General features: G+C 63.5%; 17 protein-coding genes. 10 read left to right on the forward strand and 7 right to left on the reverse strand.

What is annotated here, in order from left to right; translation table 11 throughout:
- The first annotated feature begins 286 nt into the window (after positions 1 to 286).
- Positions 287 to 2,206 carry a PD40 domain-containing protein gene (locus G3N97_RS23590; protein ID WP_205995372.1) on the forward strand — a complete coding sequence of 640 codons (1,920 nt, stop codon included), beginning with the start codon at positions 287 to 289 and terminating at the stop codon, positions 2,204 to 2,206.
- A gap of 288 nt (positions 2,207 to 2,494) precedes the next feature.
- Here G3N97_RS23590 and G3N97_RS39575 read toward each other — a convergent pair whose 3' ends face one another.
- Complete coding sequence (locus G3N97_RS39575; RefSeq protein ID WP_241030783.1) at positions 2,495 to 2,725, reverse strand: hypothetical protein; 231 nt, start codon at positions 2,723 to 2,725, stop codon at positions 2,495 to 2,497.
- 46 nt (positions 2,726 to 2,771) lie between these two features.
- Here G3N97_RS39575 and G3N97_RS23595 point away from each other — a divergent pair, with 46 nt between their 5' ends.
- From G3N97_RS23595 to G3N97_RS40000, 4 genes are all read left to right on the forward strand, one after another.
- On the forward strand, positions 2,772 to 3,677 hold the full coding sequence (locus G3N97_RS23595; RefSeq protein WP_241030784.1) for a hypothetical protein: 906 nt from the start codon (positions 2,772 to 2,774) through the stop codon (positions 3,675 to 3,677).
- Between the two features lie 196 nt (positions 3,678 to 3,873).
- Complete coding sequence (locus tag G3N97_RS23600; RefSeq protein WP_205995373.1) at positions 3,874 to 4,854, forward strand: LysR substrate-binding domain-containing protein; 981 nt, start codon at positions 3,874 to 3,876, stop codon at positions 4,852 to 4,854.
- Between the two features lie 62 nt (positions 4,855 to 4,916).
- Positions 4,917 to 5,942: an amidohydrolase family protein gene (locus tag G3N97_RS23605; protein WP_074986271.1), complete on the forward strand. Its 1,026-nt coding sequence runs from the start codon at positions 4,917 to 4,919 to the stop codon at positions 5,940 to 5,942.
- 82 nt (positions 5,943 to 6,024) lie between these two features.
- Positions 6,025 to 7,557 (forward strand): methyl-accepting chemotaxis protein, encoded by a 1,533-nt coding sequence (locus G3N97_RS40000; RefSeq protein ID WP_205995374.1) that lies wholly within the window; start codon positions 6,025 to 6,027, stop codon positions 7,555 to 7,557.
- Between the two features lie 43 nt (positions 7,558 to 7,600).
- Here G3N97_RS40000 and G3N97_RS23615 read toward each other — a convergent pair whose 3' ends face one another.
- Positions 7,601 to 8,521, reverse strand: a complete 921-nt coding sequence (locus G3N97_RS23615; RefSeq protein WP_205995375.1) for a helix-turn-helix domain-containing protein — start codon at positions 8,519 to 8,521, stop codon at positions 7,601 to 7,603.
- Between the two features lie 521 nt (positions 8,522 to 9,042).
- Here G3N97_RS23615 and G3N97_RS23620 point away from each other — a divergent pair.
- Together G3N97_RS23620 and G3N97_RS23625 are read left to right on the forward strand one after the other, a co-directional pair.
- Positions 9,043 to 10,464 (forward strand): DHA2 family efflux MFS transporter permease subunit, encoded by a 1,422-nt coding sequence (locus G3N97_RS23620; RefSeq protein WP_205995376.1) that lies wholly within the window; start codon positions 9,043 to 9,045, stop codon positions 10,462 to 10,464.
- A gap of 333 nt (positions 10,465 to 10,797) precedes the next feature.
- On the forward strand, positions 10,798 to 11,976 hold the full coding sequence (locus G3N97_RS23625) for a porin (protein WP_205995377.1): 1,179 nt from the start codon (positions 10,798 to 10,800) through the stop codon (positions 11,974 to 11,976).
- A 25-nt stretch (positions 11,977 to 12,001) separates the two neighbouring features.
- Here the strand turns inward: G3N97_RS23625 and G3N97_RS23630 are convergent, their stop codons facing one another.
- The gene (locus G3N97_RS23630; RefSeq protein WP_205995378.1) at positions 12,002 to 12,790 is read right to left on the reverse strand and encodes an ABC transporter permease subunit; all 789 of its coding nucleotides are present in this window, start codon (positions 12,788 to 12,790) and stop codon (positions 12,002 to 12,004) included.
- A 4-nt stretch (positions 12,791 to 12,794) separates the two neighbouring features.
- Complete coding sequence (locus G3N97_RS23635) at positions 12,795 to 13,715, reverse strand: extracellular solute-binding protein (RefSeq protein ID WP_241030785.1); 921 nt, start codon at positions 13,713 to 13,715, stop codon at positions 12,795 to 12,797.
- Between the two features lie 595 nt (positions 13,716 to 14,310).
- On the opposite strand from G3N97_RS23635, the gene glpD reads away from it, so the two are divergent.
- The 3 genes from glpD (at position 14,311) to G3N97_RS23650 (ending at position 18,320) form a co-directional block, all read left to right on the forward strand.
- Positions 14,311 to 15,864, forward strand: a complete 1,554-nt coding sequence (gene glpD / locus G3N97_RS23640) for a glycerol-3-phosphate dehydrogenase (protein ID WP_205995379.1) — start codon at positions 14,311 to 14,313, stop codon at positions 15,862 to 15,864.
- Between the two features lie 123 nt (positions 15,865 to 15,987).
- Entirely contained in the window at positions 15,988 to 17,493 is a 1,506-nt protein-coding gene (gene glpK / locus G3N97_RS23645) for a glycerol kinase GlpK (RefSeq protein ID WP_205995380.1), read from the forward strand.
- 110 nt (positions 17,494 to 17,603) lie between these two features.
- The gene (locus G3N97_RS23650) at positions 17,604 to 18,320 is read left to right on the forward strand and encodes an MIP/aquaporin family protein (protein ID WP_065057506.1); all 717 of its coding nucleotides are present in this window, start codon (positions 17,604 to 17,606) and stop codon (positions 18,318 to 18,320) included.
- Between the two features lie 80 nt (positions 18,321 to 18,400).
- On the opposite strand, the gene G3N97_RS23655 is transcribed toward G3N97_RS23650, so the two are convergent.
- From G3N97_RS23655 to G3N97_RS40005, 3 genes are all read right to left on the reverse strand, one after another.
- Entirely contained in the window at positions 18,401 to 19,426 is a 1,026-nt protein-coding gene (locus tag G3N97_RS23655; protein WP_205995381.1) for an ABC transporter substrate-binding protein, read from the reverse strand.
- Positions 19,426 to 21,612, reverse strand: coding sequence for a TonB-dependent siderophore receptor (locus G3N97_RS23660; RefSeq protein ID WP_205995382.1), 2,187 nt, complete (start codon positions 21,610 to 21,612; stop codon positions 19,426 to 19,428). Before G3N97_RS23660 ends, G3N97_RS23655 begins: the two co-directional genes overlap by 1 nt.
- Positions 21,609 to 22,045: ABC transporter ATP-binding protein (locus G3N97_RS40005; protein ID WP_205995383.1), on the reverse strand; the 437-nt coding region annotated here is incomplete at its 5' end. The genes G3N97_RS40005 and G3N97_RS23660, both read right to left, overlap by 4 nt.

A 22,045-nucleotide genomic window follows, 5' to 3' on the forward strand; every position in this document is an offset into this window, starting at 1 on the left:
ACCCTGCTGAAAGCGCGCGCGGCGCACCGGCCGCACCAAAGTACCAGCGTCGGCGCTTTGCCCGCGCGCCGCACCGTCGCGGGGCATGCGCCTGCGCGCCCCGGAACGCCCGTCCGGCGGCCTTTCCAGCCGATTCGGCGGGGCGCGCCGCGCAACGCCCGTTCCCAAAAAGTGCCAGCGAATCTGCAATTTGTATAGGGACAAGTCCGCGCCCCGGGCCTATCTTCCTATCAGCCTGGCGGTTTGCGCTTTGCTGTGACGCTGATAAAAAATGGAGACTAGTACTGTGCGTTCTTCGCTTCAGTTGAAAACGAAAATCCTGACTTGCCTTTCTCTTGCCACCGCCGTCGCGCTCGCTCACGCAGCGGAACCCGCGACGACGACCAAAGGCGACCTGCTGATTTACCGGATCGGCCCGACCACCTCGGAACTCTACGTCGCCAATGCCGACGGCAGCGACGAACATCGGCTCATTCAGTCCGATGGCTTCGATTATCACGGCGCATTTTCGGCGGACGGCAAATGGGTCGTCTTTACGTCCGAGCGCGACGGCCTCGGCCATGCGAGCCTGTATCGCGTGCGGGTGGACGGCACGGGCCTGCAGCGCCTGACCGACTGGACCGGCATCAGCGACGCCGCGGTCTTCAACCCGACCGATTCGAATGTCATCGCGTTCGTCTCTTCGCGTCGCGGCAAGAATACGTGGGGCACCACGAATATCTGGACGCTCAACATCAAGACCGGCGCGCTGCATAACGTGACCGGCAACATCAAGTTCGATCCGGACAAGCCGCACAGTTTCTTCCGTCCGTCGTGGTCGCCGGATGGCAAGTGGATTGCGCTGTCGTCGGATATCGGCAGCGAATGGCGCGGGCACAATCTGCCGGTCGGCTGGGAGCGCACCCAGGAAGGCAGCATCTACGAAATCCATCCGGATGGCACGGGCTTCAAGCAGATTTCCGCGCGCGCCGGTTATACCGAAGGTTCGCCGTCGTGGTCGCAGGACAGCAAGCACGTCGTGTTCTACGAAACGCCGGTCGAATCCACCTGGGGCGCACACCGTCCCGAGGCCATCGGCAAGGTCGAGACGCAGATCGTGCAGGTCGACGTGGCGACGGGCGAGCGCAAGGAACTGACGAGTTCGCCGGGCTTCAAGGTGTTCCCGCAGTACGTGGGCGCGAACGACGTCGCCTGGCACATCAAGAACGGCCCGCAGGAAGGCCTCTATACGACGAGCGGCCAGTCGCGCGTGACGGCGGGCAGCGGCATTCGCTCGCCGCATTATTCGGCGGACGGCAAGAAGGTCGTCTACGAGAAAGTGGTGTACGCAAAGCCGTTCCACCCGAACGGCACGCCGCTTTACAGCTTCGATCGCCAATGGAACTACCGTTTCGTCGACGTGTTCCCGCAACTCTCGCTTGACGGCAAGTCGCTCGTGTACACGGAGAAGGCGGTGGGTTCGTCGATCGTGGTGTCGAACGCCGACTTCAGCGATGCGCGCCATATCTACGATCCGGCCACCAGCGGTCTCGATCCGAAGATGATTCAAATGGGCCTCGCGGGCGCGTTCCAGCCGACCTGGTCGCCGGACAAGCAATGGGTGGCGTTCGGCGTGGGCGGCTGGTTCTTCACGCGCAATCACATGCCGGGCCAGATCATGCGCATCAAGGCCGATGGCAGCATGAACGGCAAGCCGGAAGTGCTGACCGACGGCAAGGAGAACGCGGGCTTCCCGAGCTATTCGCCGGACGGCACGCGCATCGTCTACCGCGTGTGGAGCGATACGGACAAGGGCTTGCGGATCCTCGACCTCGAAACGCACAAGACCACGGTGCTGACCACCGAGCCGGACAATCTGCCTGGCTGGTCGCCGGACGGCAAGCGGATCGTGTTCACGCGCAAAGAAGTCAACCCGACTGATCCGAACAAGTTCCACTACGACGTGTACACGATTCATCCGGACGGCTCCGACGTGCAGCGCGTCACGCCGCCGGGTTCGAATCAGGCGCATGCGACGTGGACCTGGGACGGCCGCATTGCGTACAGTTCGGGCGAATATGGCTTCCGCGACGAACTCTCGCTCTACGACGACACGTTCCAGCCCGACGGCCAGAACTGGGTGATGAATGCGGACGGTAGCGATCGTCATGCGATTACCGACACGCTGTGGGAAGATTCGATGCCGCTCTATATCCCGCGGCAATAAAGACGCACTGAAGTTTTAAAGCGTAAAGGCACCGTGCCCGGGCACGGTGCCTTTTTGTTTTCATCGCGTCCTTATCGATGCAATAGCATCGGAATCCTGATTAATTAAAAAACGCCGTGAAAATGCCCGCGATCGGGAACGGAGCGCGAATCCAGACTTACCCGAATGGCCCCTCGGATCGCTAAAAAGTGCCAGCGAAAATCACTTTTGTGTAAAGGCAACCACGCTGCTATCGCTTAAATTGCGTATCACCGCAGCCCGGCTTTGACCAACGCGATTCACGCAACTTCACGAAATGCGTTGCCGGCGGTGCGAAAAATCGAGTCGAAAATCGACCGCGTCTTGCATATCGACAAATATGGAAGGAGACATGAAAAAATCAAACGCTACCCGCATGCCGATGTTGGGTGTGGCTTTCGTCGGCTTGCTGGCTGGTGCGGGAGTCGCCCATGCAGCGGATCCGTCATCGAGCACATCGAATCCTTCGACTGCATCGAATTCATCAAATTCATCGAGCACCGCTCAGGTTGCCCAGGCCACTCAGGTCGCCCAGGCGGGCGGTTCCGTGTCCAACGCAGCGCCCATGACGCTCTCGCAGGCGAGCACCGTGACGGCGCCCCTCTCGCCGCCGCCGAGCCTCTACACGCCGCCGACTTCGTGGAACGACACGTATATCGGCTATCGCGTGGGCACCAACTTCTACTATCCCGGCGTGCGCACGGCATCTAATGCGCCGGCCAAGATCACGCAGAACATCGGCTATCTGACGACCACGGGCGGCTTCAAATACGGTAGCTACGCGTTCAACGTGGACTACCTCGTTTCGAGCATGGCGAACCCGGAAGCGGGACCGACCAACGCGTACGGTTATCCGACCCCAGGTTCGGGCGGCGCGCAGGAAGTCTATAGCGTGGGCCGCGTCACGCTCAGCGCGAGCAAGATTTTCGGCCGGCCGTTTTCGTATGGCGTCATGCGCGACTTCGGGCTGACCGTGGGCTATGAATTCGGCACCAAGAACGACGCATACGCAGAACGGGCTCGCATGCTGGTGGTCGGTCCGACCATCGACTTCGCGATTCCGAACGGCTTCTGGAACGTCACGCTCGGCGTTCGCACCGAGAGCAATCACGACGGCATCACGAATGTCGAAGTGCATTTCAACCCGGCGGTTCACCTCGAAAGTTCGTGGCTCTACGCGTTCCGTCTCGGTCCCGTGCCGCTGGTGTTCAAGGGTTTCGCAAGCGTCACCGGTCCGAAGGGCAAGGATGGTTTCGGCGTGTCGACCACGACGGAATTCCTGACTCGCGCCTATCTGCTGGCCGACGTCGGCTCGTTCGTCGGTCATCCGCGCACGGCCTACATGGGTCTGGGCTACGAATACTGGCACAACATGTACGGCACGCGTTCTTCGGAACAGCCGGGCACGACGCAGACGTCGGTCCCGATGTTCGTGGCGGAACTCCACTTCTGATCGGCTCGCGAGTCAAACGGCCATCGTCACCCAGGGGGCCGGGGGCGATGGTCCGCAGCGTGATCGGACTGGCGCCGATGAAAATCGACAATAAAGAGAGGAATGGGAATGATGAAGAAGCGACTCACAGGCATCGCGCCGCTGAAGGCCTCGGGCCTTGTTTTAACGCACTGGTGACATTGCAGAGGTCCATGACGTGTCCGCTCTCGACTCGTACCTGCAGACCAACCTGAAGGCGCGCCATCTGCGCCTGCTCGTGGCGATCGACACCTATCGCAATCTGACTCAGGTCGCCGACGTCACGAACGTGACGGTGCCGGCCATTTCCAAGTCCCTCACCGAACTCGAACGCGGGCTCGGCCTCACGCTGTTCACGCGCACGGCGCGCGCGCTCGTGCCGACGCAATACGGCGATTGCCTGATCCGCCACGCGCGCGAACTGCTGACCAATCTGAATCAGACTCGCGACGAACTGAAGGCGTTGAGTTCCGGCACCGAAGGCAAGATCCATATCGGCATGTTGCCGGCCTCGGCCTCGGTGTTGCTGCCGCAGGCGCTGAGTCTGCTCAAGCAGCGCTCGCCGGGCACCAACGTGATGGTGACCGAAGGCACGACGGCGTCGCTGCTGCCCGAACTCTGGCAAGGCCATCTCGATCTCGTGGTGGGCCGCCTGCCGCCGCCCGATACGCTCGGCAGTTTCGAAGAACGCGAACTGCTCGAAGAACCCGTGACGCTGATGGTGGGCCGCCATCACCCGCTCGCGCGCAAGAAGCATCTGAACTGGTCGGATCTGCGTCCCTTCCCGTGGATCTTGCCGCCGCCCGGTTCGATATTGCGCGACCCGCTGGAACGCGCGCTCGAAGCGCATGACGTGCCGCTGACGAACAACTACATCGAGACGCTTTCGATGCACGTCGCGCGCGTGCAGCTGCAAATTTCCGACTTCATCGCCGTGATGGCGGGCACGCCTGGCGGCGACGCGGCGCAGCCGTTTCACACGCTGCCCTTGCGCCTGCCGCGTCTGCTTCGGCCCGCCGGTGTGCTGTGGAATCGCAATCGCGGCTTGACGCCTGGCGCGCGGCGCATGCTGTCGTGCCTGGAAGAGATTGCCCAGCAGCTGGAAGCGGGGGCGGTGAGCCCGCGCGCGTTGTCGGCGGTCTCTCTGGCCACCGGCTGACTCACCCTCGAATTCATTCAATACACGGAAACGCAGCGTTTGTTTTCCGCACGGACCACACCATGATCATCGATTGCCACGGTCACTTCACGACCGTTCCCGCTTCGTTCCGCGACTGGCGCGCGAAGCAGATCGCCGCCGCCAACGATCCGGCCAACGCACCGCCGCTCTCGGGCGCTCACGTGAGCGACGACGAAATCCGCGAAGGCGTCGGCAACGGCCAGTTGCGCCTGCAAAAAGAGCGTGGCGGCGACCTCACGCTGTTCTCGCCGATCGCCGGCCTGATGAGCCATCACCTCGGCAACGAGCGCACCAGCCTCGAATGGGCCGAGGTGTCGAACAACCTCGTGCGCCGCGTCTGCGATATCTATCCGGACAACTTCGTGCCGGTCTGCCAGCTGCCGCAATCGCCGCTCGCGCCGCCGAAGAATTCCGTCGCGGAACTGCGCCGCTGCGTCGAGGAAATGGGCTTTGTCGGCTGCAATCTGAATCCGGATCCGAGCGGCGGTTACTGGACCGGCAAGCCGATGACGGACCGCGAGTGGTATCCGCTGTACGAAGCGCTCTGCGATCTCGACGTGCCCGCGATGATTCACGTGGCCGCGTCGTGCAACGCCTGCCATCACGGCACCGGCGCGCATTATCTGAACGCCGATACGTCGGTTTTCATGCAGCTGCTGCAAGGGAATGTGTTCAAGGACTTCCCGACGCTGCGTCTCGTGATTCCGCACGGCGGCGGCGCGGTGCCGTATCACTGGGGCCGTTATCGCGGCATGTCGCTGGAAATGATGGATCGTCCGCTCGAAGGTCTGCTGAACAACATCTTCTTCGACACCTGCGTGTATCACCATCCGGGCGTGGAACTGCTCACCAAGGTCGTGCCGACGAGCAACGTGCTGTTCGGCTCGGAAATGATCGGCGCCGTGCGCGGTCGGGATCCGGATACCGGCGAGTATTTCGACGACACCAAGCGCTACGTCGACGCCTGCGACGCGCTGAGCGACGCCGACCGTCACGCGATTTTCGAAGGCAACGCGCGCCGCGTGTATCCGCGCCTCGATGCGCTTCTCAAGTCCCGCGGCCTGTAATCGCGCCCGCCATGAACGACATCGACATGCGTCCTGCGCGACGGCTCGCTCGCCGCGCACCGCGATCCGGCGAACGGCGAGCATGAAACTGGTCCATCAACTGCCGTTGGCACTGGGCGCCGCGTTGCTGGTTGCCGCGGGCGCGGGGCTGTTTGGCGTGCTGCAGATGAACCGCGCCGCGCACACCTATGAGCGCCTCGTTTCGGTCGACGATGCGCAGGCGCGCGCGGTCGATGACGCGCTGGTCGCGTTCAAGAACCAGGTGCAAAACGGCAAGGATATTCTGGTGCGCGGCAAGGACCCGGCGCACTTCCAGAAGTACTGGGGCGCGTTCGAGAAATACGAAGCGACGGCGCAGGGCATCACGGAAAAGCTGGCGCGCGAGTTGCCGCCCGGCGAAGCGCGCGGGAAGATCGAACGCTTCAACGTGTTGCACAAGCAGATGGGCGTGGCGTTTCGCGCGGCGCTCGGCAAGTTCGAAGCGTCGGGCTTCGATATCGCGGTGGGCGACCGGGCGATCGACGGCCTCGATCGCGATTCCGCCGTGACGTTGCGCGAATCCGGCGAAGCGATCGTCGCGCAGACTGCTGCCGCCATTGGCCGGGCGAAAGCGGCGCAAACGCGCGCGATGATCGAAAGCGTGAGCGTCATGGCGATCATCGTGCTCGCCGGCATTGCCGCCGCGCTGAAGTTTTCGCAGGCGATCACGCGCAAGCTCGGCGGCGAACCCGACGACGCATGCGAGGCCGCGCGCCAGATATCGCGCGGCAATCTCGACGTCGACTTTCATGTGCGTCCCGGCGACGACGACAGCCTCATGGCCGCGATGCGCGCGATGACCGGTTCGCTCGCAGGCATCGTCGAGCAGGTGCGGATGAGCAGCGACGCTATTGCGACCGGTTCGGCGCAAATCGCGTCCGGCAACGCGTATCTGAGCCAGCGCACCGAGGAGCAGGCGAGCGCGCTGCAGCAAACCGCGGCCTCGATGGAGCAGTTGAGCGCGACGGTCAAGCAGAACGCTGCGAATGCGCTCGAAGCGAGCGAGCTTGCAACGGGCGCGTCGTCGATTGCCGTGCAGGGCGGCAGCGTCGTGGGCGCGATCGTCGAGACGATGAAGGGCATCAACGAGGGCTCGCGCAAGATTGGCGAGATTATCGGCATCGTCAACGACATCGCGGCGCAAACCAATATTCTCGCGCTGAACGCGGCAGTGGAAGCGGCGCGCGCCGGTGAGCAGGGGCGCGGGTTCGCGGTCGTCGCGACCGAGGTGCGCTCGCTCGCCAAACGCAGCGCGCAGGCGGCGCACGAGATTCGCGCGTTGATCGTGTCGAGCGTGGATCGCGTCGATCGGGGCAGCGCGCTCGTCGACGAAGCGGGCGCGACGATGACGCAGGTCGTCGAGGCGATTCAGCGCCTGAGCGTGCTGGTTGCCGAGATCAGCCACGCGAGCGGGGAGCAAAGCGCGGGCGTGGGACAGGTCGGCGAAGCGGTGAACCAGATGGATCAGAGCACGCAGCAAAACGCGGCGCTGGTCGAAGAAAGCGCCGCTGCCGCCGAGAGCCTGAAACAACAGGCCGACAATCTGGTCGGTTGCGTCGCGCAGTTCAGGCTGTGAGGCGATGAGCGTGGCCGTGCTTTCCGTCACCCGCGCTGCGAAATTATCTCCGTGCTTCGGTTCGAAACTGACTGGGCGTCTGTCCGACTTCGCGGCGAAAGAAGCGCGTGAAATAGGCGGCATCCGCGAAGCCGAGCCAGAACGCAATCTGCTCGACCGACATATCGCCGAAAATGAGTTCGCGTTTCGCTTCGGTAATAATGCGCGCGTGAATCATTTTGGTCGGGCTTTTTTCCTTCGCGGAGGCGCACGCGGCGCGCAATTGCACCAGCGAAACCGCGAGCATCGACGCATAGTCCTGAAGCGGCAGATTGCTGCGGTAATGCTCGTCGATCAGTTTGCGGAAACGCTCGACGAGGCGCACGTCGTGACGCGGCATGCTGTCGTGCGTGGGCGGTTCGAGGCGCGCGGTGCGAATCAGCGCAAGCAGCAGCATCGTGAGCAGGGCTTCGGTGCCCGCGATCTGGCCGACCGCATTCGATTCGATTTCGTGTTTCAGGCGCTGAACGATGGCGTAGATCTCGTTGGCGGCATCGGCGCAATGCGTGAACGGAATCATGCGCGGCGCGGACCAGAGCGCGATGAACTCGCGCAGCTTCGCGTTGACCTGTGTGAGCCAGGACACTTCGATCGTGACGACCCAGCGGTCGACGTCGACCTTGTAATCGAGTCCGTGGATGCAGTCGGTGGGCACGATCAGCGCGCAGGGGCCTTGAAACGCGACGCTGCGGCCTTCGAGATTCATGACGCCGCAGCCGTTGCGTACGAAGATCAATTGGCCGTAGCCCGGATGTGCGTGCGGTTCGGTGCGCCATCGCCCGCGCTCGGTCACGTGGCCGACATGCACGAACCAGTTGTCCTCTTCGCGCTGCTCGACATAGAGCCGAACTTTGGGGACCGCGCCGACGCGGCGTTCGCCGGGTGTGATGCGAGGGGGATTACTGATTATTACGCCGTGCGTCATGCTGTCTCCTGAACGGCCAGTCTTGCGCGGCCGCCATTGCATTTGGAACTTCGCCTGTACGCAGCGCCTTTCAGGCAAGGCACGCGGGCGACTTTCTCTACTGTCTCGATTGGCGCCTTAATAAAAGCGCTGTAAATATCGTCATATCTTTGCACAAACCGCGTGACAGGCGAATGGCGATATACCCCGAGCGCCGTGTTTTAGTTTTCAGAGCGGGCCCTGTTTTTCTTTGTCGCGCATGCGTTGCCGCCTTACGTTTTCTCGTCGAAGGCTTTCGCTGCATGCAAGGCTGGCGGCGTTGCGGCGATGATCGTCGCACGTGAGTACGATTTTGCGGATCATCGGTTTGGACTGCGATGGATCGCAGCGGACACGAGGCGCGATCGGGGCGCGATCATCGCCCGATCACGGCGCGTCGTTGCAAGAATCGCCGCACGCGGCAGCAAAAGACAAAAAAATATCGTACGATATGTTTTTCGATAATTCAGACCGACGCGCCTGCGTACTGACCCGCTGACCGTATGACCCCTTCGTCACCCGCCAAGGCTTTGCCTCCCGCCGCTCGCGTGCGCGCGATCATGATTCTCGTCACCGGCGCGCTCTTCATGGAGATTCTCGACGGCACCGTGATCGCCACGGCGCTGCCCGCGATGGCGCGATCGTTCGGCACCACGGCGGTCGCGCTGAACATCGGCGTGAGCGCGTACCTGCTCGCGCTCGGCGTGTTCGTGCCGGCGAGCGGCTGGGTCGTCGACCGCTTCGGCGCGCGACGCGTGTTCGCATTCGCGATCGCCTTGTTCACGCTGACGTCGGCGTTGTGCGGCTTCTCCAACGGCCTCGTGAGCTTCGTCGTCCTGCGCGTGATTCAGGGCATTGCAGGCGCGTTGATGGTGCCGGTCGGGCGGCTCGTGGTCATGCGCTCCACGCCGAAGGAGCGGCTCATGGCCGCGATGCAGTCGCTCATCTGGCCCGCGCTGATTGCGCCGGTGCTCGGGCCGCCGGTCGGCGGCTTTATCACGACGCATTTCGGCTGGCGCTGGATTTTCTACCTGAACGTGCCGATCGGTCTGATCGCGCTGGTCGTCGCGTGCTTCATCATTCCCGACGCGCGGGAAGCGCGTGAGCGCCGCTTCGACTGGGCCGGTTTCCTGCTGAGCGGCGCGGGAACGTTCACGCTGCTCACGGGCCTCGAACGCGCCGACGCGCGTCTCGACGCCATCGCCTTCACCATGCTCGCCGCTGGCATCGCGCTGCTGATCGTGGCGATTCGCCATTTGATGCGTGCGCGCGATCCGCTCGTCGATTTGTCCGCGTGTTCGATTCCGACTTTTCGCGCCGCGCTGCGCGGCGGTTCGCTCGCGCGCATGGCGATCGGCAGCGCGCCTTTTCTGTTGCCGTTGATGTTTCAGGTCGGTTTCGGTTACGACGCCTTTCATTCGGGTCTGCTCGTGCTCGCCGTGTTCGCGGGCAATCTCGCGATGAAGTCGGTCACCACGCCGATTCTGCAACGCTTCGGCTATCGCCCGGTCATGATCTGGAATGGCGTGTTCTGCGCGGTGTGCCTCGCGGCGTGCGCGTGGCTCCAGCAAGACACGCCCGTGGTTGTCACCGTGCTGCTGCTGTTTCTCGGCGGCATGACGCGTTCGATGCAGTTCACCGTGCTCGGCACGATTGCTTACGCCGATGTCGCGAAAGAACGCATGTCCGACGCGAACAGTCTCTTCAATACGGCTTCGCAGATCGCCATGGCGGCCGGCATTACGCTCGGCGCGCTGGGCGTGCGGCTCGGTCACTTCGTTGCGCTTCGCGCCGATTGGCACGGCAGCGGCATTGAGTACCGCGTGGCCTTCGTGCTGATCGGCATCGTGGCGCTGGGCAGTATCGTCGACGCGATTCGTCTGCCCAAGGGCGCCGCCGATCACTTCATTACGCGCTCGACGTAAGCATTTATCACGCTGCTTTTTTCTGAGCGAATAGAAGTCAAATTTCGGGGTATTGCTCGCGACCTTATCGATTTATTGACGCGTTATTCACGTTTTATTAACGCGATATCGTGTAGGCGCGGCGTAACTCGAAAAAGCATTGACTACTGTACTCATAGCGATCCCGTGTAACTGTGCCCGCTCGCATTGCGACCCCTTCGATATATTTCGTCGGGCACTTCGACCTGAATATCGCGGTTGAAGATGCTGAGCGTCATTCAGTCGATTCATTTTCGCATTATCGGATTGAGTCGATCGAATGCCACGGTGTCACGATGGTAGAAAGCTAGAGTCATGAATAACAGAAAGATCATCCTCACAGTCGCGGCGGGTTGTATCGGCACGGCAGCGCATGCACAAAGCAGTATCGCGCTTTACGGTCTGGTGGATTCCGGCATCACCTATGTCAACAATGCGGCGACGTCGTTCGGTCACGGCAGCCTGATCAAATACGGCGACGGCGTGGCGCAGGGGAGCCGTTGGGGCATTCGCGGAGCCGAAGATCTCGGCGGCGGCGCGAAAGCCATCTTCGTCCTCGAAAGCGGTTTTAGCAGCGGCGACGGTTCGGCTGCGCAAGGCGGCGCGCTGTTCGGTCGGCATGCCGCCGTCGGTATTTCGCAGGCAGGCGTGGGAGCGCTGACGTTTGGTCGGCAGTATTCGCTCTCCGATGAATATATCGGCGGCAATTACACGATGGGCAATCAGACCGTTGCGGGTAATTACGCTTTCCACATCAACGATCTCGATCAGCTCACTGCCAGCCGCATCAATAATTCGGTCAAATTCAGCAGCGCAAATTACGGCGGTCTGCAATTCGGCGCATTGTATGGATTTTCGAATCAGGCCGGGAGTTTCGCCGGCACGCCGACGACCACGGTGAATGGCGTGAAAACGCAGGGCTCGTCGAGCACCTATAGTTTCGGCGCCAATTATGCGCAGGGTCCGTTCGCCGCGGGCGCGGCCTATACGAATATCCGTTATCCCAATGGCGCGAGTCCGGCGTTCAGTGTCAGTGTCGCGAACCTGAATACGGGCGGTCTGCGCGATCTGCAGACTTTGGGTGTGGGCGCGCGATACAAACTCGCGCATCTCACCGTGTGGGGCAACTGGACGCGCACGTGGCTTTCGACGCTCACGAATACGGTTTCAACGTTCAATAACTACGAGATCGGCGGCAAATATGCCATTAGCCCGGCGCTGAGCGCGGGTCTGGGCTACACGTTCTCGCAGATGAGCGGCCAGTACGACGGCCGCTGGAATCAGATCAACAGCGCGCTCGATTACGCTTTGTCGAAGACGACCGACGTGTACGCCGTGGCTGTTTATCAGCGTGCATCGGGCCGTAACTATATCGACGGAAAGTGGGTGCCCGTGCAGGCGGAAATCGGTTCGAGCACGAGTTTCATCGGCAATTCGGGCACGGGCGCGCGCAGTCAGCTCGCTTTGCGAATCGGCTTGCGTCATAAGTTCTGAATGCGCGTCAAACGCGTCAACCGCATCAAACGCGATGAGCGCGTTTGAACGCCGAGAGCAGAATGAGCGGCATCGGCAGCGCGAGAAGCAGAATCCAGACTAGCACGTAGACCGATTGCAGCCCGTCATTCTGCAGATTGACGAACAGTTTGACGGGCACGCCCTGCGGAAAGTACGCGAACACCGCCGCGATGCCGAATTCGCCGATGGTTCTCACCCACGCAATGACGGCGCCGGTGGTGATGTCTCGCGCCGCGATGGGCAGACTCACCAGCCAGAATGTTTTCCATGGCGTGCAGCCCAAATCGTGTGCCGCTTCCTCGAGCGTCGACGGAATATTCTCGAAGGCCGTTCTGGAAGCCGTCACGAAATAAGCGAGACCGCCGTAGATCTGCGCGATGACGAATGCGGGCGCGTTGTTGTTGAGCGAGACGCCGAGATGGGACAGCAGCCTGCCGATCGGACCGTAAGGACCGTACGCGCTGACGAGCAGAATCCCCGTTGCGAGCGAGGGCGTGAGCAAGGAAAACAGCACGAGTATCTCGACCGATCGCGCGAGCCATCCTCTTGTTTTTGCCAGCCAGAACGACAGCGGCGTGCCCAGCACCACGATGATCGCCAGCGCGCACGTGCTGAGGCTGAACGAGACGCGCACGGCTTCCCAGTCGCCATAGGCGGCATCGAGACGACGCCAGTGCGTCTCCCAGATCAAGGCAAGAAAGGGCACCGCGATAATCGTGAGTGCCGGCAGGCGTAGCGCCCAGCCGAGCAAGCGATGATGCTTGCGGCCGAGCGCGCTCAGGTGTGACGCCATCGGCTTAATGAAGCGTGTCGCCCTTGGGTTGGCCGTATCCCTTCTGTTTGAAAATCGCCTGCCCGCTCGGGCTCAGTGCGAAAACCGCGAACTTCTCCGCTTCCACCGGATGCGGCGCATTCTTCAAGACCGCCACATAAAAGACGAGCGGCTGAGGCGTCAGGGTTTTCAAGTCGCCGTGCGGATTGCGGATATCGAAAGAGACGGTGTCGTACCAGTCTTTCGCATAAGCCGGATTGCTCAAATTGATCTGGTCGGGCAGCGGAATATAAGGAAGCCCCGCCGATTTGACGGCGCTTTCATATCCGGACGACGCATCGACCTGACCGGCTTCGAGGCGCGTCAGCAGGCCGCCTTCTGCAAAGACTTCCTGCGGATTCTCCACGTCGCCGAGGACTTTGTTCGCGAGACCCGGCTGCTTGTAATAGCGCTCGGCGAGATGCATCGTGAAGATAATGTTCTGGCCTTGCGGGTCGATCCTCGCGTCCGTGCGGCCAAAGCGCAGACCCGGTTGCGCGAGCACTTCCCACCACGGCTTGGCGCCGTTCGATTGGCTGCGGGCGAGTTGCTGCGCGTAGGGGCTTTTCGGGTTGTACGCGATCACCATGCTCGTGCTGGCGACAGGGATGGCTTCGTCGATGAGTCCCGCGCGCTTCAGAATGTCCATCGGACCCGGCGTGATCGAAAAGAACACGTCGGCGACGAGTTTTTTCGAAGCGAGCAGCCGGGCCATGCCATAAGCGCCTTCGCCTTGTCCCTGGTATTGCACGTTATTCGCCTTCGCGAAGGCCGGCCCGAGGCCCTGGTCCATCACGACGCCCATCGAGCCGGCGTAGGTGACTCTCACGGCGTCCTCCGCGTGGGCGGTGCCGAAAGACAGGGCGAAGGCGGCGGTGGACATCCACGCGGCGAGTGTTGATTTCATGCTTTTCCTTAGGTCGTGCAGTGACATGCGAGAGGCGGTTTAGCCGAATTCAATGTAAAGCGCCGATTGCATCGCGGACGATTACAGTTCGAGGATTTCGCGCGAACTACAGTGGGGAATGAGACGGGATGCGCACGGTTTTCTATACGCTATCCGGCGTGAAGGAAATGTGAGCGATGGGGCATTCGCTCGATCGGCAGATGACGAAACCCGATGGTCTTTCCGTTCACTCGCTCACTTCCTCAGCCCAAAACGAACATCAGACGAACACATTCGAAAGCTGAATGTGTTCGTTTTGTCGCCTGATCGGCGTCGATCCGCCTCGCATCGCGCGTCTTCCTTACCGCCGCTTTCCGCGTTTCTTCCGGGAAAACCCCTAAATTTCCGCCGATTCTGCGCCAATTCGGCCGTATTTCCCGCATTTCGCCTGCGCCCGCCAAAACGAACTTTACTTTTTCGATTTTGTTCGTTAGATTTCGGATTCGAACATTTCGGGTTCGCCCATGGCGACATGGGTCGCAAGGCGATCCGGCACTCAATCTCGCGACGACCGCGTCGCACCAGGTGCCGCATCGGCCACTATCAGGAAACGCAGGTGACTCAAGAGAATCGGTACGATCTGCTCGTCGTGGGCGGCGGGATCAACGGCGCGGGCATCGCGCGCGACGCAGCCGGGCGCGGCCTGTCCGTGCTCCTTTGCGAACAGGACGACCTCGCCTCGCACACGTCGTCGGCCAGCACCAAGCTGATTCACGGCGGTCTGCGCTATCTCGAGTACCGCGAGTTCGGTCTCGTGCGCAAGGCGCTGCAGGAGCGCGAAACGCTGCTGCGCGCCGCGCCGCACATCATGTGGCCGCTGCGTTTCGTCATGCCGCACATGCCGAATCTGCGCCCCGCGTGGCTCATCCGCCTCGGCCTCTTTCTCTACGATCACCTCGCGAAGCGCGAACTGCTGCCGGGCTCGCGCGGCATCGACATGCGTCGTCACGCGGCCGGCGCACCGCTGATCGACTCGATCAAGCGCGGCTTCGTCTATTCGGACGGCTGGGTGAACGACGCGCGTCTCGTCGTGCTCAACGCGCTCGACGCGCAGGAACGCGGCGCACGTATTCTCACGCGCACGCAACTCGTGGACGCGCGCCGCGTGAAGCACGAGCAGGGCGGCGAATGGCTCGCCACGCTGCGTCGCGCCGACGGCAGCACCTTCGACGTGCGCGCGCGCGCCATCGCCAACGCGGCCGGTCCGTGGGTGGGCGAGGTGCTGCACGGCGCGCTCGGACAAGGCGCGCAACACAGCGTGCGGCTCGTGAAGGGCAGCCATATCGTGACGAAGCGTCTGTTCGATCACGACCACGCGTACATTTTCCAGAACCCGGACAAGCGCATTATTTTCGCGATTCCGTACGAGCACGACTTCACGCTGATCGGCACCACGGACGTGGAATATCGCGACGATCCGGCCAAGGTCGCCATCGACGGCGATGAAACGCGTTACCTCTGCGAGTCGATCAATCGCTATTTCAAGCGTAAGATCTCGCCCTCCGATGTGCACTGGACATACTCGGGCGTGCGTCCGTTGCTCGAGGAAGAAGGTGCGAAGGATGCCTCGGCGGTCACGCGCGACTATCGTCTCGAACTCGACGAAGCCGACGGCGCGCCGCTGCTGTCGGTGTTCGGCGGCAAGATCACGACCTTCCGCAAGCTCGCGGAAGAGGCCGGCGACATGCTGTGCCGCGCGCTCGGCAGCACGGCGGGCGCATGGACGGCGGGCCAGCCGCTGCCGGGCGGCGATATCGCCAATGCGCGTTTCGAGGCGTTCGCCGCGGCGTTCGCGAAGCGCTTCGCCTGGCTGCCCGCGCCGCTCGCGCAGCGCTACGCGCGCGCTTACGGCACGCGCGCCGAACGCCTGATTGGCGGCGCGACGTCGCTCGACGGTCTGGGCGCGCAGATCGCCCCCGGCATCTACGAAGCCGAGTTGCGTTATCTGCGCGACACCGAGTTCGCGACCTGTGCGCAGGACGTGCTGTGGCGCCGCTCGAAGCTCGGCCTGCACGTCACGCCCGGCACGCTCGACGCGGTTGCCGCCGCGCTCGAAGCGTGGTTCGCCGCGCGCCGCGCGCCGGCGTCGCCGGCGTCAGTCGCGCACTGACACGGCGGCCGTTGCACCGGCCGTCATTGGCAGTACCGCATCGCAGTACCGCATGGCAGTAACCCCAACGCGCCGCGCCCAAGCGGCGCGAATCACAACTACGTACGGACGGAGATGAGAGACATGCAGGATCAACAGTACATCCTCGCGCTCGACCAGGGCACCACGAGTTCCCGCGCCATGTTGTTCGACCGCCAGGGCCGCATCGTATCGAGCGCCCAGAAGGAATTCGAACAGATCTATCCGCGACCGGGCTGGGTCGAGCACGATCCGCAGGAAATCTGGGCGTCGCAGGCCGGCGTGGCCGCCGAGGCCGTCACGCGTGCAGGCCTGAACGGCACCAACATCGCGGCGATCGGCATCACGAACCAGCGCGAAACCACCATCGTGTGGGACCGCGAAACGGGTCATCCGATCTATAACGCCATCGTCTGGCAGGACCGTCGCACGGCCGACTTCTGCGATCAGCTCAAGGCGCAGGGCCTCGAAGAGAAAGTGCGCGCGAAGACCGGTCTGCCGATCGACTCGTACTTCTCGGGCACCAAGATCCGCTGGATTCTCGACAACGTCGAAGGCGCGCGCGAAAAGGCGCGTCAGGGCAAGCTCGCGTTCGGCACGGTCGACAGCTGGCTGGTCTGGAACTTCACGAAGCACGAACTGCACGTGACCGACGTGACCAACGCGTCGCGCACGATGCTCTTCAACATCCACACGCGCCAGTGGGACAGCGAGCTGCTCGACGCGCTCGACATTCCGCGCAGCATGCTGCCCGAAGTGCGTTCGTCGTCGGAAATCTACGGGCCGACGAAGACCACGGTGTTCGCCTCGAAGATTCCGCTCGCGGGCATCGCGGGCGATCAGCAGGCCGCGCTGTTCGGCCAGATGTGCACGCACACCGGCATGGTGAAGAACACCTACGGCACGGGCTGCTTCCTGATGATGAACACGGGCGACAAGCCCATCGAGTCGAAGAACAACCTCGTCACGACCATCGCCTGGCAGATCGGCGATCAGGTGAATTACGCGCTCGAAGGCAGCATCTTCATCGCGGGCGCGGTGGTGCAATGGCTGCGCGACGGCCTCGGCATCATCAAGAGCGCGGCGGAAATCGAAGCGCTGGCCGCGAGCGTGCCGCACACCGACGGCGTGTATCTCGTGCCCGCCTTCGCGGGTCTGGGCGCGCCGCACTGGAACGCACGCGCACGCGGTTCGCTGTTTGGCGTGACGCGCGGCACGAGCTCGGCGCATCTGGCGCGCGCGGCGCTCGACTCGATCGCGTATCAGTCGCTCGACGTGCTGGCCGCGATGGAAGCGGACTCGGGCATCAGCGTGGGCGAGCTGCGCGTGGACGGCGGCGCGAGCGCGAACAATCTGCTGATGCAGTTCCAGGCCGACCTGCTCGGCGTGGATGCGGTGCGTCCGCAGATCACCGAGACCACGGCGCTGGGCGCCGCGTATCTCGCGGGTCTCGCGGTCGGCTACTGGAAGAACGTGGACGAGCTGCAAAGCCAGTGGCACGTGGATCGCCGCTTCTCGCCCGCGATGGCCGCCTCGCAGGTGGACGCGTGCCGCTCGGGCTGGCAGCGTGCGGTGCGCGCCGCCAAGGCCTGGGCCGACGACGGGAAGTGAAACCGGCATGGCGCAATTCGCGCCATTGATCAGTAACCCGAAATAAATAATCAAAATCACATCCGCGAGCGGGTAGACGGTAGACGCCCGCCGCGGAAGAGAGAGACGACATGTCACCTTATATTGCAGAATTCATCGGCACGGCGATTCTCGTGCTGCTCGGCAACGGCGCCGTGGCCAACGTGCTGCTCGCGAAAACCAAGGGCCGCGGCGCGGACCTGATCGTGATCGTGATGGGCTGGGCGATGGCCGTATTTGTGGCCGTCTACGTGACGGCTTCGTACAGCGGCGCGCATCTGAACCCGATCGTGACCATCAGCCTCGCGCTGGCGGGCAAGTTCGCGTGGTCGAAAGTGGGCGGCTACGTGGCCGCGCAGATGCTCGGCGGCATGGCCGGCGCGTTCCTCGTCTGGCTCGCGTATCGCCAGCATTTCGCCAACGAGGAAGACGCCGATCTGAAGCTCGCGGTGTTCTGCACGGCGCCCGCGATCCGCAGCGTGCGTCACAACGTGATCACCGAAGCCATCGCGACCTTCGTGCTGATTCTCGGCGTGCTGTATCTGGCCGCGCCGCAAGTGGGACTCGGCGCACTCGACGCGCTGCCGGTCGGCCTGCTGGTGCTCGGCATCGGCATCTCGCTGGGCGGTCCCACGGGCTATGCGATGAGCCCCGCGCGCGATCTTTCGCCGCGCATCATGCACGCGCTGCTGCCGATTCCGGGCAAGCGTGACAGCGACTGGCGCTATGCGTGGATTCCGGTCCTCGGACCGCTCGTCGGCGGCGTGGCCGCTTCGACGCTGTATCTGTATCTGCACGCGATGCATTGAGGTTTTCATCCCTCGTTGCCGCAACGAAAAAGCCCGCGAACGTGCTGCGTTCGCGGGCTTTTTGTTTGTGGGCGCGTGGCTCAGTCGGGCAGCGGCGGCTCGCCCGCGAGCATGCGCTGAGCGTCTTGCGCGGACAGTGCGTAGCCATAGAAGCGCGCGTAGAACTGCTGCGTCTGCGCGACGAGCGCATCGTTCTTGCCCGCGTCCGCGAACGCTTCCGGATGCAGCGTGCGCGCGGCCCAGCGAATCTGCAACGCGGCTTCGGGGCCGTAGCGGTCCCACGGAAACACGCCCATCGGATTGCGATAGACGCGCTGCTCACGCACGGCGTCGAGCGTTTCCCATAGCGCGCGTTGCGGCGATTGCGCGATCGAGCCCGCGTTGGCCGCGAGGATCACCACGTCGGGATGCCACGCGAGCACCTGCTCGATCGAGACCGGCTTGAGATTGCCGGTGAGACCGTCGGCGGCGTTGCGCGCGCCTGCCGCGTGTATCCACTGATCGACGATCGTATCCGCGCCGTCGACCTTGAGCGGCGCGAGCGACGCCACGTGCAGCACGCGCGGCTGCGTGTGCGAGCCGTGCGTGGCGAGCGTATGCGCCGTGTCGTCGAGCGTGCTCTGGAGATACGCGCGATAGTTCTGCGCGCGCTCGCGTGCGAGCGGGGTATCGAGCGTTTGCGCGGTGAGATTGACGCAGCGGAGCATCGACGCGTAATCGTCGAAACCGACGGGCACGACGTTCAGACCGAGGCGGCGCATGGCGGCGATCGTCGGGTCGCTGCTGCTGGCGAACACGACATCGGCGTTCAGACGCAGCAGGTCTTCGGCGTTCGCTGTCGCGCCATTCACGGATTGCGCCTGCGCGAGCGCGGGCGCGACGCGGAACATCCACGGCAAGGCCTGCTTGCGCGCGACCGTCGCGACCACGTCGTTCGCGGAGCCGAGCATCATCACCACCGCGTTGTGCGCGAACCAGAGATCGGCGATACGCGTTTTGGGCTGCGCGTATGCGGGCGTTGTCGCGAGACTCGCGGCAAGCATCGACGCGCAGAGCGCGAGTGAGGCGGCGGCGCGCGCGAGTTGGTGCAAAAAGCGAGACGTCATCACAGATCGAACTCCACCGAAGCCGTCACCGTGCGCGGCGCGCCGAGCTGCGCCGTGGCGTTGCCCGAACCCGTATAGCCGTTCAGGCCGCCCGGCACGATATTGGTCCAGTAATGGCGGTTCGTGACGTTATCGACGGAGAGGCGGAACGTCACCGCGCGATCGAGGATTTCGGCGAGATAGCCCACGCCGAGATCGAGCGTCGTGTACGAACCGACCGACCACGTATTCGCATTGTCGGTCGGACGCGCGCCCACGTAGTGCACGTTGAGATTCGTGAAGAGGCCCGGCACCTGCGGCACCTTGTATTGCATCAGCACGTTCAGCGCGAATTCGGGCAGACCGACGATGCGCTTGCCCTCGGTGCTCGCGCTGCCCGTATCGAACAGTCGCGGATCGAGCCACGTTAAGCCGCCGAACAGCGTGAGATTGCGCGTGGCGTTGCCGTCGAGCATCACTTCCACGCCGCGATTCACCTGATTGCCGGCCGTGCCGTAAGTGCCGTCGGCAAGCGTGTACGCATACGGACGCGTGATGCGGAACGCCGCCACCGACGCATTCAGGCGCGCGAGCGCGAGCTTGTAGCCCACTTCCCACTGCTTGCTGCGATACGGATCGAGAATGTTGCCCGCGTTGGTCGAACCGGCGGGCGCGGTGTCGCCTTGCTGGAGACTGTCCGCGTAAGTCACGTAGAGGCTCTGGTTCGCGCGCGGCTTGAAGATCAGGCTCGCTGCGCCCGAGAGACCCTGATTCGCCGACTCGCTCGTCTGCGCGCCCTTCACGTTGTAGTTGTGCGTCGAGAGCCAGCTTTGGCTGCCCGCGAGCAGCACCGACCAGTGCGGCGACACGGTGATGTCGTCGCTCGCGATCAGCGATTGCTGCGCGCTCTGCGCCGATTGATAGCGATGCTCGAAATCGGGCGCGCCCGTGACCGCGAACGACTGCGGATTCGCGAGACTCGCGCTGCCGAGCGTGGCCGTGCCGCCCGCGACCGGATTGAAGTTGTCCCACAGAAAACCGCTCGTGCCGATGCTGACGTCGTGCTGGATCGCGCCGGTATCCACATGGCCGCGCAGATAGAGCAGGTTGCTCGTGATCGTGAAGCGGCTCGCGGTTGCGGTGGAGATCGTGGTCTTGTAGTCGCCCGCGTTGTCGATCAGCGTGTTGGTGGGCGTGGTCGATTCGCGGTCGGCGATCTGGCGCAGCACCGCGGCTTCGAGATGCCAGTTCGGCGAAAAGTCGTGACGCAGACGCAGCGTGCCGGTGTCGGTCGTGTCGTCGTTGCCGCCGTTGGACGAGCCGTATGCCGCGTTGGTGGGATCGAGCGCGGCCGGGAAATGCACGCCGCTCGCAAGCGCGAAGGTCGCGGGAAAGCCCTTCGTCACATAGTGGTAGTGGCTGTAGTTGGCCTCGATCACCGTGTCGCGCGACAGATGAAAGTCGAACGCGACGCTCGCGAGCTGGCGGCGCAGCGAGCTGTGGTCCGTGTAGCCCGTGCCGGTTTCGTCGAGCAGCGTGAGGCGATAGCCGATGGCCTTCGACGGTCCCACGCGATCCGAGACGTCGAGCCCGCGCAGGAAGCGCGTCTGCGAACCGTAGCCGAGCATGAAGTGAAGCTGGCGGTCGTCGGTTGGACGCTTCTGGATGAAGTTGAACGTGCCCGCCGGATTCGCCGGACCGTAAAGCGCGCCCGCGAGGCCGTTCATCACCTCGATGCGGTCGAATTCCTCGAGCGGATAATCTGTGGTCGAGACCGCGTTGAGGCCGTCGATGCGGCTGTTCTGCACGACGCTGCCCTGAATGCCGCGGCTCTGCGGACGCGCGCCGTCGCCTTGCACCGAAGGCAGCAGGCGCAGCGCGTCGGGAATGCTCTTGAGCTGCTGGTCGGCGATCACTTCCTGCGTCACCACGTTGACCGTGTAGGGCGTGTCCACGCGTTTGATTTTGCCGAGCGGGCCGAGGCTCGCGGTGGTGCTGCGCGGCGTGTCGGCGGTGTCGGCTTTTGCGTTCACGGCGACGGTGGGCAGCGTGGCGGTCTGAGCCGCCTTGTTCTGCGTGGGCGTGGTGGCGCGCTTTGCCGGCGTAGTTGTTTCGGTATCCTCTGCATGTGCGTTGCGTGCGGCGACGAAGGCACAGGTAGCGGCGAACGCGAAGACGGCACAGCGGGACGGGAGACGGTGATTCATCGGGTGGAGGCTGGCGGGTGGGAAGAAGCGGGTGGGGCGGTGGCGTCGGCGTCATCGTCCGTGGAGAACGAATCGAACGAGTCGAACGAATTGGTTGACTCGGACGCCGCGCGAAAGAAGCGCTGGCCGTCGACGTCGATCTGCTCGACGCGCGCGCGATAGAGCGCGCTCACGGCTTGCGCGTCGAGCACCTCGCGCGGTGCGCCGTCGGCGACGAGGCGGCCGCCGTCGAGCAGCGCCACGCGCGTGGAGACGTTGCAGGCGTCGTCGGGGCGGTGCGTGGTGTTGACGATCGCGTAGCCGTCGGCCGCGAGCCGTGCGAGCCGATCGAGCAGACGCAGATGGTGACCGTAGTCGAGGCCGCTGAACGGCTCGTCGAGCAGCAGCACGCGCGCACCTTGCGCGAGCGCGCGGGCGAGCAGGGCGCGCTGGC

The organism is Paraburkholderia sp. Ac-20347, assembly GCF_017104805.1.
In the GTDB taxonomy this organism is placed as follows: Bacteria; Pseudomonadota; Gammaproteobacteria; order Burkholderiales; family Burkholderiaceae; genus Paraburkholderia; species Paraburkholderia tropica.

Excerpts from the sequence above, each read along its gene's own strand:
- G3N97_RS23605 (WP_074986271.1), top strand. The coding sequence starts at position 4,917 with ATGATCATCGATTGCCACGGTCACTTCACGACCGTTCCCGCTTCGTTC.
- G3N97_RS40000 (WP_205995374.1), top strand. The coding sequence starts at position 6,025 with ATGAAACTGGTCCATCAACTGCCGTTGGCACTGGGCGCCGCGTTGCTG.
- G3N97_RS23615 (WP_205995375.1), bottom strand. The coding sequence starts at position 8,521 with ATGACGCACGGCGTAATAATCAGTAATCCCCCTCGCATCACACCCGGC.
- G3N97_RS23620 (WP_205995376.1), top strand. The coding sequence starts at position 9,043 with ATGACCCCTTCGTCACCCGCCAAGGCTTTGCCTCCCGCCGCTCGCGTG.
- G3N97_RS23625 (WP_205995377.1), top strand. The coding sequence starts at position 10,798 with ATGAATAACAGAAAGATCATCCTCACAGTCGCGGCGGGTTGTATCGGC.
- G3N97_RS23630 (WP_205995378.1), bottom strand. The coding sequence starts at position 12,790 with ATGGCGTCACACCTGAGCGCGCTCGGCCGCAAGCATCATCGCTTGCTC.
- G3N97_RS23635 (WP_241030785.1), bottom strand. The coding sequence starts at position 13,715 with ATGAAATCAACACTCGCCGCGTGGATGTCCACCGCCGCCTTCGCCCTG.
- glpK (WP_205995380.1), top strand. The coding sequence starts at position 15,988 with ATGCAGGATCAACAGTACATCCTCGCGCTCGACCAGGGCACCACGAGT.
- G3N97_RS23650 (WP_065057506.1), top strand. The coding sequence starts at position 17,604 with ATGTCACCTTATATTGCAGAATTCATCGGCACGGCGATTCTCGTGCTG.
- G3N97_RS23655 (WP_205995381.1), bottom strand. The coding sequence starts at position 19,426 with ATGACGTCTCGCTTTTTGCACCAACTCGCGCGCGCCGCCGCCTCACTC.
- G3N97_RS23660 (WP_205995382.1), bottom strand. The coding sequence starts at position 21,612 with ATGAATCACCGTCTCCCGTCCCGCTGTGCCGTCTTCGCGTTCGCCGCT.